Raw genomic sequence first — 12,100 nt, 5'->3', positions numbered from 1 at the left:
GGACACCATGGCGTCTGACATCCATTTCGACCCGTTCGAGGAAGACGCGCTGGCCGATCCCGGCGCGGCCTACGGCGCCCTGCGCGCCGCCTGTCCCTTCCACCATCAACCCGCGCAGGCGGGCCGGCCGGACTACTACGTCCTGAGCGACCACGCCGAGATCAAGACCGACATCCTGCAGGGCAATCCGATCTGGTCGTTCCGCTTCGGCAACGCGATGAAGGACTCGATCAGCGACGTCGGCTTCAAGACCGACGGCGACTTCCACGCCGCGTTTCGCATGGTGGTGCAGCGCGGCCTGACGCCGCCGATGGTCAAGGCCTGGCGCCCGAAGATCGAGGCTATCGTCGACGAACTGCTCGACGCGATGCTGGCCATTCCCGACGGCCAGGGCGATTTCTACAGCCTGTTCGCCCTGCCGCTGCCGGCCCGGATGATGTGCCGGATGCTGGGCGCGCCCGAGGCCGACTACCAGAACTACAAGCGCTGGAGCGACACGCTGCAGTTCCTGACCTTCGAGGATCCCGAGCCGGGCTCCTACGAGGTCGTGCTGCGGGAGATCTATCCGCACTTCACCACCCTGATCGAGCAGCGCCAGGCCCTGCTGGCCGCGGCGGGCGTCGACGACCCGGACCTTTCGCACCTGGGCGCGGTGCTGCCGGACGACTTCATGTCGCGCGCCCTGGTCTCGCGGGTCGAGGGACGGCGGCTGACGCACGAGGAAATGCTGAACATCTGCCTGGCCTTCCTGACCGGCGGCCAGGAGACGACGACCAACCTGATCGGCCACCTGCTGCGGCGGCTGCTGGAGGCGCCCGAACGCTGGGAGCAGCTGAAGGCCGACCCGTCGCTCATCGACAACGCCGTGGAAGAGTCGCTGCGCTTCGACCCGCCGGTATTGGCGCATTTCCGCACCAGCCTTTCCGAGACGCAGATGCACGGCCATGACATCCCCGAGCGCGCCAAGCTGATGTTCTCGATCTGCGGCGCCAATCGCGATCCGGCGGTGTTCGAGGCCCCGGACGAGTTCCGCATCGATCGGCCGTTGCCCGAGGCGCGCCAGCACCTGTCGTTCGGCTCGGGCGTCCATCTCTGCCTCGGCGCGCCGGTCGCCCGGCTGGAGGCCCGGATCGCCCTGGAACGCTTGATCGAACGCCTGCCCAACCTGCGCCTGCTGGGCCTGGGCGGCCGGGTGCGGACGTGGATGTACTGGGGCCATACCGGTCTCGACGTGGCCTGGAGCTGATCGGATGCTGAGGTCCATGCCCCTACCGCCGGACGCCGCCCTGACGGGGCGCGCCCGGGCCCTGGCCTATCCTGAGCACACCGCCGCAGGACTGGCCGCGCTGAACGGCGCGATCCCCGCGGCGAGCGCGTTGGCCCTGACGCCCGAGGCCCTCAAGGCCGAGGCGATCCTGCGGGCCGGCGGACCGGTCGATTTCGGTCCGGCGCCGCTGGACGAGCCCCTTTCCGTCCTGTGCCGGTCGCTGAACGAAGAGGTCGAGCTCCACGCCCTGGGTCGGTTGCAGGTGTTCAACCAGCTCGCGGGTCTCTTGACCATGCGGCTGCGGTTCGAGGACCTTTGGCGGCGCCATCCGGAAATCCTGGATCAGCCGGTCGAACGCCCGATCGTCGTCATCGGCCTGCCCCGCAGCGGAACGACCATCCTGCACCGCCTGTTGTCGCGAGACCCGGCCAAGCGCTCCTCGCCGTTCTGGGAGCAGGTCGTCCCGTTGCCGGACGGCGATCCGACGGCGCTGCAGCCCGACCCCGACCCGCGCCTGGTCCGCATGCGTCAGTCCCTGGACATGCTGGACAAGGTCGTGCCCGACCTGAAGCTGATGCACGAGCTGACGGCCGACCAGCCGGACGAGGACATCAGCCTGCTGATCTTCGCCTTCGCCTCGCTGCAGTTCGAGTGGAGCTACCGCGTTCCCAGCTACAGTCGCTGGCACCAGGCCTTCGACCATACCGAAGGCTATCGCTATTTCCGTCGCGTGCTGCAGACCCTGCAGTGGCTGCGCGGCGGGGAGCGCTGGGTGCTGAAGGCGCCGCAGCATCTGGAGCAGCTCAAGCCGTTGCTGAGCGTCTTTCCGGACGCCATCCTGGTGCAGACCCACCGCGATCCCGTGCCGGCGATCATCTCGCTGGCCAGCCTGACGACCTATGGCGGGCGACGCTACTACGACCATCCCAACCCGCACGCGGTGGGGGCGGACATGGCGTCGATCGTCGAGCGGCTGCTCCGCAAGGGCGTGGAGGACAGGCCCGAGGATGAAGGACGCTTCGTCGACATCCAGTTCACCGACCTGATCGCCGATCCGCTGGGCTGCGTGCGACGCATCTATGCGGTCGCTGGCGACGCGCTGAGCCCGGAGGCCGCGTCCGCGATGCAGGCCTGGATCGACGACAATCGCCAGGGCAAGCACGGCGGCCACGAGTACGCCGCCGAGGACTTCGGCCTCGACGCCGGCGACCTGCGCCGCCGTTTGGGGTTCTACCAGGAGCGCTTCTCCATTCCGGTCGACCGCCGGTTCGCGGTCTGAGGGCGCCCGATGACCTCGCCAATCGATCCCGCCCTGTCGTCCGACACGATCACGGCCATCGCCGAGGAGGCCTATGTCTACGCCTTCCCGATGATGATCGCCTACGGCTTCTTCCACCGGCAGACCATGGGCACCGACACGCCGGAGAAGCAGGCGATCGGGCGGTTCACCCACTTCCGGATCCTGGGCAGCCCGACGTTCAACAACGTCATCCCCTGGATCAACACCGACACGCTGTACTCGGCCGCCTGGCTGGATCTGCGGCGCGAGCCCGTGGTGCTGAAGGTCCCGCAGTTCGAGGGCCACCGGTTCCAGAACGTTCAGGCCGCCGACTGGTACACGATGAACTTCTTCACCCGCGGCACGCTGGACGTGGGCAACGCGGCGCGGACCTATCTGCTGGCCGGGCCGGACTGGAGCGGCCCCTCGCCGCCGGGCGTCGACGAGGTGGTGACGGCCGACAGCTGGATCATCAAGCTCTTCACCCGGATCATCGTCGAAGGGCCGGGCGACGAGGCCGCCATCCACGCGCTGCAGGACCGGTACGCCCTGGTCCCGCTCAGCGCGTTCCTGGGCCTGGCCCCGCCGCCAGCGCCGCCGGCGGCCGAGTTTCCGGCCCCGCCCGCGTCCGGCCTGCGAGGACGGGGGTTCTTCGAGCAGCCGTCGCCCGAGTTCATCGGAACCTTCAACCATCTGATGACCCAGGCGGCCGTCCATCCCGACGAGGCGGCGCTGTTCGAGCGTTTCGCCGGCATCGGCGTGGCGCCCGGCGCGGATTTCGACGCCTCGGTGCTGACGCCGCAGCAGGCGGCGGCGATCCAGGCCGGGATCGACGCCGGACGGGCCAGGATTGAGCATCGGCTGGCCAACCTCGACACGCCGGTCAATGGCTGGGTCTATCCCCTGGACCTGCGCGGCGGTCGCGATCGGTTGACCGGCTCTTCCGGCGCCTATCTGGCCCGGGCGGTCGCGGCCCGATACGCCATCTGGGGGCCGGGCGCCGCGGAGGTGGTCTACATGGTCGCCGAGGTCGACGCCGCCGGGGCGGCGCTGGACGGGTCGGCCGCGACCTACGCGATGACCTTCGACGCGGCGCCGCCGGTCGACGGCTTCTGGTCCTATACGGTCTACGACGCGGCCACGCGGCTGCTCGTTCCCCACCCCTCCGGGCGCTATAAGCGCGGCGATCGCGACGCCGACATCCGCCGCAACGCCAACGGCGGCTTCACCCTGCTGCTCCAGAACGCGCCGCCGCCCGCCGATCGCCTGGGCGACTGGCTGCCCGTACCGGCGGGGCCGTTCCAGGTGGTGGGACGGTTGTACGGTCCCCATGCGACGCTGCTGGACAAGACCTATGCCCCGCCGCCGCTGGTGGCTCGACCGCTGGAAACCTAAACCGGATAGGCCGTCGACTCGACCAGGTCGACATGCAGGTCGTAGTCGGCCAGGCGCGCGTGGATCGCGTCGCGGATGTACTTGCGACCGTCGGCGCCCAGCGCCAGGTGGACGGGCGGGTTTTCCATCGCCGCGAGGGCCAGGACGACCGCCGCGCCGCGGGCCGGATCGTTGGGCGCGGGAACGACCGGGCGCTCCATCGAGTCCCGCAGACGGGCCGTCATCGCCGCATAGTCGGGCAGGGGGGCCTGGGCCCAGGCCATGCTGGCGGCGCCGAAATTGGTGCGGAAGCCGCCGGGCTCGACCACGGTCACCCGGATGCCGAACGGCGCGAGTTCCTTGGCCAGGGCCTGGCTGAGTCCGGCCACCGCGAACTTGGAGGCGCAATAGAGCCCCATGCCCGGAAAGCCCCGGGCGCCCGCCACCGACCCGACGTTGATGATGGCGCCGCCGCCACGCGCCTTCAGGTGCGGGATCGCCGCTTTCACGACTCTGAACACCCCGAAGAAGTTGGTGTCCATCTCGCGGGCGGCCTCGGCCTCTGTCAGTTCCTCGACCGCGCCCACCAGCCCGTAGCCAGCGTTATTGACCACCACGTCGAGGCCGCCGGCCAGGCGAACAGCGGCCTCGACGGCAGGGCCGACCGCCGCGGCGTCGTTGACGTCGAGGGCCAGGGCGTGGGCCCGGCCGGGCGCGAGCGCTTCGAACGCGGCGAACTGGTCGGCCTTGCGCAAGGTGCCCACGACGACATGGCCGGCGGACAGCGCCGCCTCGGCGATCGCGCGCCCCAACCCGCTGGATACGCCGGTGATGAACCACACCTTGGGGGAAACCATCGAAGCCTCGCTGAGCACACCGACGCCGCGCCGGGTCCGCTCCAGCCTTTCTCCTCAAGGTAGCCGCGTCCAGCCGCCGCACCCGATGGAAGGGGCATATCGCTGACGCGATGAGGACGGCGTGACGCATAGGCAAGGCCGCCGTTGGGCATAGGGTGTCTCATCGGGAGCCCGCCAGAAGAAGAGCGGACCTCGCGCGGCCAGACGACTGGCGGCTAGGGAATAGAAACGCAGGAAGGGGAGGCTTCATGGGCATTCGAGGAAATTGGCGCGTGTTGGCGTGCGCTACGACCGCCTTGTGCGGCGTGCCGGCCGTCGCGCTCGCGCAGGACGCGCCGGTCCAGGCCCCGCCTGCCGCCGCCTCGGCGCAGACCGTCACCACCGTCGACGACATCATCGTCACCGCCCGGCGGCGGGAGGAGCGCCTGCAGGACGTTCCCCTGGCCGTGACGGCCGTGGCGCCCAAGGCCCTGGAGCGCGCCAACATCACCAACGTGTCGGGCCTTCGCACCCAGGCTCCGGCCCTGATCATCGTCCCGGGCGCCGGCGCCAACAAGAGCACCCCGACCTTCGCGATCCGTGGCCAGAGCCAGCAGGAGCTGACCATCCTGGCCGACCCGTCGGTCTCGCTCTATATCGGCGACATCGTCGCGCCCCGCTCGCAGGGCGCCAATGGCGGCCTGTTCGACCTGGCGTCCGTCCAGGTGCTGAAGGGACCGCAGGGCACCCTGTTCGGTCGCAACTCGACGGGCGGCATCGTCCAACTGATCCCCAATGCGCCGACCCACGAGGCCGGCGGCTCGTTCGGTGTTACCGTTGGCAATTTCGGCACCTTGAACACCGAGGCGGTCGTCAACATGCCGCTGGGCGACAAGCTGGCGGCCCGCCTGGCGGTGGTCAGCAACAAGGACGACGGCTATCTCTACGACGTCCTGCTGGGCCGCAACGTCAACTTCACCGACAACCAGGCGCTGCGGTTCTCCCTGAAGTGGGATCCGAACGACGCCCTGACCAACACCCTGGTGGTCGACGCCTATCACTCCAACGAGGGCGGCGCCGGCTCGTATGTGCGCGCCGTCAATCCCAACGGCGTCTTCAACTCCGCGCCGGCGAGGACGCCGCGCAACTATCCGACCCTGCAGCAGATGCTGGCCGACCAGCAGGCCCGGGGCACGCTGAAGACCGCCAGCGGCACGCCGTCGTTCTCCAAGGTCGAAACCGTGACCGTCGCCAACTCGACGGTCTACGATCTCGGCGACCACATCTCGGTGAAGAACATCTTCGGCTATCGCGACGTGAAATCGCACAGCTACGAAGACACCGACGGCCTGCCGATCCCGCTGCTGGAGATCGAGCGCATCTTCGACCAGCACCAGTTTTCCGACGAACTCCAGATCCTGGGCCAGAGCGGCAACCTGAACTGGATCGCCGGGGCCTACTACTTCCGCGAAAAGGGTTCGGACCAGGGCGCCAGCGTCACCGGCGCGGTCGATTTCGGCGACGTGCAGCCCACCAGCGTCTTCGCCTATCCGGGCTGGGCCAACACCTGGGTCAAGGCCAAGAACACCAGCTACGCGGTCTTCGCCCAGGGCACCTACGCCTTCCCGAGCGTGAAGGGGCTGTCGCTGACCGCCGGCGTGCGGGGCAACTGGGACAAGCGCGAAGCCGACATCCTGAGCCGGACGGCGACGGCCTGCCGCTTCACCATGGACGAGGACCACAATTCGGCCACCGCTGAAACCCGGCCGACCCTGGCCAACTGCGACCTGCCGCTGGCCGTCAAGTACAGCGAGCCGACCTACAATGTCAGCCTCGACTACAAGTTCGGCGACGGCAAGCTGGTCTATGTCGCCCACCGCCACGGCTATCGCACCGGCGGCTTCGGGGCCCGCGCCTCGACCGAGGCCGGCCTGCGCCGGACTTTCGAGCCCGAGATCGTCGACGACGTCGAAGTCGGCGTGAAGGCGGACTGGCGCTTCAACGGCGCCTTCCTGCGCACCAACCTCGCCCTCTACAGCAGCCAGTACAAGGACATCCAGCGGCTGCTGCAGGACAACACCGTGATCCCGATCACGACGGTCACGGCCAACGCCCAGAAGGCCCAGGTCCAGGGCGGGGAATTCGAGTTCCTGTTCCGGCCGGTGCAATCGGTCGAGCTGTCGGGCTTCTGGGCCTATGCGGACGGGAAGTTCAAGCAGTTCATCGACCCGAACGGCGTGGACCTATCGGCCACGGCCTTCTCGCGCACGCCCAAGAACGTCTACAGCCTGTCGGCCCGCTTCATGCCGACCATCCCGGACAAGATCGGCAGTGAGTTGTCGTTCGGCGTCAGCTACTTCCACAGCGACGGCTTCGTCGACAACGACGGCGCCGCCCCGACCCAGATCACCTACGCCTACGAACTGGTGAACCTGAACGCCGAGCTGCGCAATGTGGGCGGGACGAACGCCTCCATCGGTCTCTACGTCAACAACGCCCTGAACGAGAAGTACGACTTCGCCATGCTCGACGTCTTCTCCTCGCTGGGCTTCAGCGCCCGGACCCCGGGCGACCCGCGGACCTACGGCGTGCGGCTGAAGTACGAGTTCTAACGACCTTCGATCAAACTGAAGGGGCGGAGATCCTAGTGATCTCCGCCCCTTTTTTTGTCTGCCGGCGGCCACATCGGAGGGCCGTCAACGGCCTGACCATTCTCATCATCACCAACAACCGTCGGTGAAAAAGGGGAAGCGTGGAGAGTCACAACCCAAGGCCCCTTGGCCTCAGCGCGGCGCCTTGTCGGGCCGATAGTCCTGCGGCAGGCCCAGGATCCGTTCGGCCACGGTGTTCAGCAGCATCTCATCGGTCCCGCCGGCGATGCGCAGGGTGGGCTGGTCCATCCACGACATGGCGAAGTCGGTCTTGGGGCGGGGATGGGCGCCGGCGTCGAACCGCAGCCCGTCCGCGCCCAGCAGGTCCAGCGCGCAGATCGCGACCTCGCGCCGGCCCCGCGCGCCGACCAGCTTGTGGATCGAGCCCTCGGGGCCGGGCTCGCGGCCTGCGGCCAGTTCCAGGACGGACTTCTCGTGGATGGCCGACAGCGCCTGTTGCGTCGCGAAGGCGCGGGCGATGACGCCGCGGACGCGGCCGTCCTGGCTGGCCGGCCGGCCGTCCACCTGGGTTTCCTGGGCCAGGGCGACCAGGGCGTCGAGCGGCGGACCGAAACCGGTCTCGTCGGCGGCGGCCGTATAGCGTTCGATCATCAGGGTCTCGACGGCCAGGCGGAAGCCCGCCCCGACCTCGCCCAGGCGCCAGGCGTCCGGGATGCGGACGTCGTCGAAGAAGACCTCGTTGAACTCCTCAGCGCCGTGCAGCTGCCGGATCGGCCGGACCGTGACGCCCGGCGCCTTCAGGTCCACGAAGAAATAGGTCAGGCCACGATGCTTGGGCGCGTCCGGGTCCGAGCGGGCGACGATGACGCCGTAGTCGGAATACTGGGCGAAGGTGGTCCAGACCTTCTGGCCGGACAGGATCCAGTCGTCGCCGTCGCGGACGGCGCGGGTGCGCACCGCCGCCAGGTCCGAGCCCGTCGAGGGTTCGGAGAACAGCTGCGACCACATTTGTTCGCCGCGCAGGGCTGGCGGCACGAAGCGGGCCTTCTGCTCGGGCGTCGCGTAGCGCAGCATCATCGGGATCGGCATGGACAGGCTGATCACGAAATAGGCCGAGGGAAAGCCGCGCGCGGCTTCCTCCTCGACGAACAGGACCTGCTCGATCTGGCTGAGGCCCGCGCCGCCATACTCGGTGGGGAAGGTCAGGCCCGCGAAGCCCGCCGCCGCCTTGGTCGCCTGCCAGCGACGGGCGAGCGCGACGTCGTCGTCCAGCGAGAGGCCCAGACGCGCGGCCTGGCCGAACTCAGCGACATGCGGCTCCATGAAGGCGACGACGCGGGCGCGAAAGGCCTCCAGTTCGGGGGAAAGGGCGCTCATGCGGTCAGGTCCTTGGCATGACGGGCGACCAAGCGTTCGGCCACGACATCCTCCCAGCGCCCGGCGGCGCCCAGTTCCAGCGCCAGGGCGCGGCTGCGGCGATAGTAGAGGTGCAGGTCGTGCTCCCAGGTGACGCCGATCGCGCCGTGGGTCTGGATCGCCTCGCGCGCGGCCAGTTCGCTGGCCTCGATGGCGCAGAGCCGCGCCGCCCCGGCCCGGATCACCAGGTCGTCGGCATTGTCGCGCAAGGCCAGGACGGCGCGCAGGGCCGCGCCGCGCGCCAGCTCGGTGGCGACATAGATCTCGGCGATGCGGTGCTTGATCGCCTGGAACTTGCCGATCGGCTGGCCGAAGGCCTGGCGCTCGTTGGCGAAGGCGCGGGCCCGCTCCAGGCACGCCTCGGCGACGCCCAACTGTTCGAAGGCGACGACGGCCGCCACGCGGGCCAGCAGGTCCAGCGCGGCCTTCCGGGCGTCCGTCGCGACCAGGATCATGGCCGGGGCCCCCTCGAAGGTCAGGTCGGCATAGCCGCGGCTGTTATCGAAAGTCTGGACCGGGGCCCGACGAGTCCGGGCGTCGAGCTCGACCAGCGCCAGGACGTTGGTCCCGGTCGCCACGTCCTGCGCCAGGGTGACCAGCAAGCCGGCCTGCAGACCGGCCGCGACCGGGCCAAGCGCGCCATGCAGCGCGCCGTTGCGAAGCTCGGGTGGGCGGACGCCGTCGAGCGCGGCGGACAGATCGACCGCGCCGATCGTCTCGCCCCTTCCCAGGCTCGGCAGAAGCCTGGCCCGAAGCTCAGGCGCACCATGCAGGCGCAGGGCCTCGCTGACGCCGAAGCTGGTTGACAGGAAAGGCGCGCCGGCGGCGAAGCGGCCGGCGACCTGGGCGGTCAGGCAGAGTTCGACAGGACCCAGGTCCAGGCCGCCATGCGCCTCGGCGAGGGTGATCGCGGTCCAGCCCATCTCCCGGCACGCGGTCCAGAAGACCTCGTCATGGCTTCCGGTTCGCTCCAGCAGGCCGCGCAGGCGGTCGGGCGAAAAGCTGTCGGCCAAAAGGCGCTCGGCCTCCCGGACGATCTGGCGCTGGTCGTCGTCGAGCAGGAAGGCCATGAGCTGTGATCCTACAGGCCCTGGGCGATCAGGGCCGGGGCGTCCTTCCAGCCCTTGCCCTCGGCGACCAGTCGTTCCAGCAGCTTCGACGGCCCCCAACGGGTCTGGCCGTTCTCGGCGCCGAGCACGCGCGCGGTCTCCAGCACCTTGTCCAGGCCGATCTGCTCGCCCCAGAACATCGGGCCGCCGGTATGGATGGGGAAGCCGTAGCCGTTGACCCAGGCGACATCGATGTCGCTGGCCCGGATCGCTATGCCTTCCTCCAGCTCCTTGGCGCCTTCGTTGACCAGGGGATGGAACAGGCGAGCCAGGATCTCCTCGTCCGTGAAGGTGCGCTGCTCGATGCCTTGGCGCTGGGCCTCGGCGGTGATGATCGCAATGGCCTCGGGATCGGGCAGGCGGTCGCGGCCTTCGTAGCGATAGAAGCCCGAACCCGAGCGCTGGCCGATGCGTCCGGCCTCGACCATGCGCTCGACCAACTCGGGCATGCGTTCGTCGACGGGCAGGGCCTTCTTGCGGACGGCGCGGACGTTGACCGCCTGGGCCATGCCGGCCAGGTCGCGCATGGCCAGCGGCCCCATGGCCATGCCGAACGCCTCGGCCACACGGTCGATCTGCTCCGGCGTCGCGCCGCGCTCCAGCATGTATTCGGCGTTGACCGTGTAGTACTGCAGCATGCGGTTGCCGATGAAGCCGTCGCAGTTGCCGGCCAGCACCGGCGCCTTGCCGATCTGCTTGCCCAGCGCCATCACCGTGGCGATGGTCTCCGCGCTGGTCTGGGAGCCGCGCACGGCCTCCAGCAGCTTCATCACGTTGGCCGGGCTGAAGAAGTGGGCGCCGATCACCTTGTCGGGGCGGCTGGTGGCCGAGGCGATCTGGTCGATGTCCAGCGACGAGGTGTTGGTGCCCAGGATGGCGTGCGGCGGCGTGGCCTTGTCCAGCAGGGCGAAGATCTCCTGCTTCAGGGCCATGTCCTCGAACACCGCCTCGATGGCCATGTCGACGTCGCCCAGGTCATCATAGCCGCCGATGGGCTGGATGCGGCCCAGCCGCTCGTCCATCTGGGCATGGCTGATCGAGCCTCGCGACAGCGAGGTCTCGTAGGTCTTGCGCACCGCCGCCATGCCGCGCTCCAGCGCCTCGGCGTTGACGTCCAGCAGCTTGACCGCGATGCCGGCGTTGGCGAACGACATGGCGATGCCGCCCCCCATCAGGCCCGAGCCGATCACCACGACCTTGCGGACGGGCAGGGGCTTCACCTCGGCCGGCACGTCGGGGATCTTGCGGGCCTCGCGCTCGGCGAAGAAGTAGTGGATCAGAGCCTTGCGCTGGTCGCTGGCCATCAGCTCGGCGAAGGCCTGGTTCTCGAAGGCCTTGGCCTCGTCGAAGCTTCGGTTCGTCGCCGCCTCGATGACGTCGACGATGCGGGCGGGGGCGATCTGGCCGCGCCACTTCTTGCGGTTCTTGGCGCGGAAGTCCTCGAACACCTTGGGATCGACGCCGCCGACCTTGTCGTTGCGGTCGCGCACCGGGGCCGGCGCGCCGTCGGTCGCCAGCTTCAGGGCGTAGGCCACGGAACCACTGCGCAGATCATCGACGATGGCGTCGATCACGCCCAGCCGTTCGGCTTCGACGGCGCCGATGTGACGGCCGGTGGTGACGGCCTCCAGGGCGACCTCGACGCCGGTCAGGCGCGGCAGGCGGATCGTGCCGCCGGCGCCGGGCAGCAGGCCCAGCTTGACCTCCGGCAGGCCGACCTTGGCCGAGGCGACCGCGACACGGGCGTGGGCCGTCAGCGCCAGTTCGAGACCGCCGCCCAGGGCTGTGCCGTGGATGGCCGCGACGATCGGCTTGGCGCTGGCCTCGAATTGGGCCTGCAGGGTCTGCAGCCGGGGTTCGGCGGCGCTGTTAGGGGTGCCGAACTCGCTGATGTCGGCGCCGGCGATGAAGGTCGAGCCGCCGCCGATGACCACGACGGCCTTGACGCCGCTGTCGGCCAGGGCCCGCGCCAGGCCCTCGGCCAGTCCCGTGCGGACCGCCAGGCTCAGGGCGTTGACGGGCGGGTAGGCGACGGTGAGGACCGCGACCTCGTTCTCGACGGCGTATTCGACGGCGGACATGGAAACTCCCGAAGCTGACGTCCTGTCTTACGCGCGGCGGGAAGGCGGCCTCAACCAAACCCGCGCGTTCGGGGTTTCTGATCGCGCTTACGATGGTCCGGGCGATGACCCGGGACCGAGCCGCCG

The 12,100-nt window shown here is 69.3% G+C and carries 8 protein-coding genes; 4 read left to right on the top strand and 4 right to left on the bottom strand.

Annotation, left to right across the window (positions count from 1 at the left end):
* Nucleotides 1-7: 7 nt before the first annotated feature.
* From ASD47_RS09955 to ASD47_RS09945, 3 genes are read left to right on the top strand one after another with little or no spacing between them, the layout of a single operon-like run.
* Entirely contained in the window at nt 8-1,246 is a 1,239-nt protein-coding gene (locus ASD47_RS09955) for a cytochrome P450 (RefSeq protein WP_056755212.1), read from the top strand.
* Nucleotides 1,247-1,250: 4 nt separating this feature from the next.
* Nucleotides 1,251-2,546 carry a sulfotransferase gene (locus ASD47_RS09950; protein ID WP_056755209.1) on the top strand — a complete coding sequence of 432 codons (1,296 nt, stop codon included), beginning with the start codon at nt 1,251-1,253 and terminating at the stop codon, nt 2,544-2,546.
* Between the two features lie 9 nt (nt 2,547-2,555).
* Nucleotides 2,556-3,941: a DUF1254 domain-containing protein gene (locus ASD47_RS09945; RefSeq protein ID WP_056755207.1), complete on the top strand. Its 1,386-nt coding sequence runs from the start codon at nt 2,556-2,558 to the stop codon at nt 3,939-3,941.
* Here the strand turns inward: ASD47_RS09945 and ASD47_RS09940 are convergent.
* Nucleotides 3,938-4,777 carry an SDR family NAD(P)-dependent oxidoreductase gene (locus tag ASD47_RS09940; RefSeq protein ID WP_056755682.1) on the bottom strand — a complete coding sequence of 280 codons (840 nt, stop codon included), beginning with the start codon at nt 4,775-4,777 and terminating at the stop codon, nt 3,938-3,940. The two genes, ASD47_RS09945 and ASD47_RS09940, sit on opposite strands and share 4 nt — an antisense overlap.
* Before the next feature lie 272 nt (nt 4,778-5,049).
* Here ASD47_RS09940 and ASD47_RS09935 point away from each other — a divergent pair, with 272 nt between their 5' ends.
* Nucleotides 5,050-7,368 (top strand): TonB-dependent receptor, encoded by a 2,319-nt coding sequence (locus tag ASD47_RS09935; RefSeq protein ID WP_200945246.1) that lies wholly within the window; start codon nt 5,050-5,052, stop codon nt 7,366-7,368.
* 171 nt (nt 7,369-7,539) lie between these two features.
* On the opposite strand, the gene ASD47_RS09930 is transcribed toward ASD47_RS09935, so the two are convergent.
* The 3 genes from ASD47_RS09930 to ASD47_RS09920 are packed head-to-tail and all read right to left on the bottom strand — an operon-like array spanning nt 7,540 to nt 11,974.
* The gene (locus ASD47_RS09930; RefSeq protein WP_056755200.1) at nt 7,540-8,745 is read right to left on the bottom strand and encodes an acyl-CoA dehydrogenase family protein; all 1,206 of its coding nucleotides are present in this window, start codon (nt 8,743-8,745) and stop codon (nt 7,540-7,542) included.
* Nucleotides 8,742-9,854 carry an acyl-CoA dehydrogenase family protein gene (locus ASD47_RS09925; RefSeq protein WP_056755197.1) on the bottom strand — a complete coding sequence of 371 codons (1,113 nt, stop codon included), beginning with the start codon at nt 9,852-9,854 and terminating at the stop codon, nt 8,742-8,744. The genes ASD47_RS09930 and ASD47_RS09925 overlap by 4 nt, the downstream gene beginning before the upstream one ends.
* A gap of 11 nt (nt 9,855-9,865) precedes the next feature.
* Complete coding sequence (locus ASD47_RS09920) at nt 9,866-11,974, bottom strand: 3-hydroxyacyl-CoA dehydrogenase NAD-binding domain-containing protein (RefSeq protein WP_056755194.1); 2,109 nt, start codon at nt 11,972-11,974, stop codon at nt 9,866-9,868.
* Between the last annotated feature and the right edge of the window lie 126 nt (nt 11,975-12,100).

Origin of the sequence: Caulobacter sp. Root1472 (assembly GCF_001426985.1) — a bacterium.
Taxonomy (GTDB): domain Bacteria; phylum Pseudomonadota; class Alphaproteobacteria; order Caulobacterales; family Caulobacteraceae; genus Caulobacter; species Caulobacter rhizosphaerae.
Note: the sequence above shows the minus strand (reverse complement) of the source record. Positions and strands in the feature narration are given on the sequence as shown.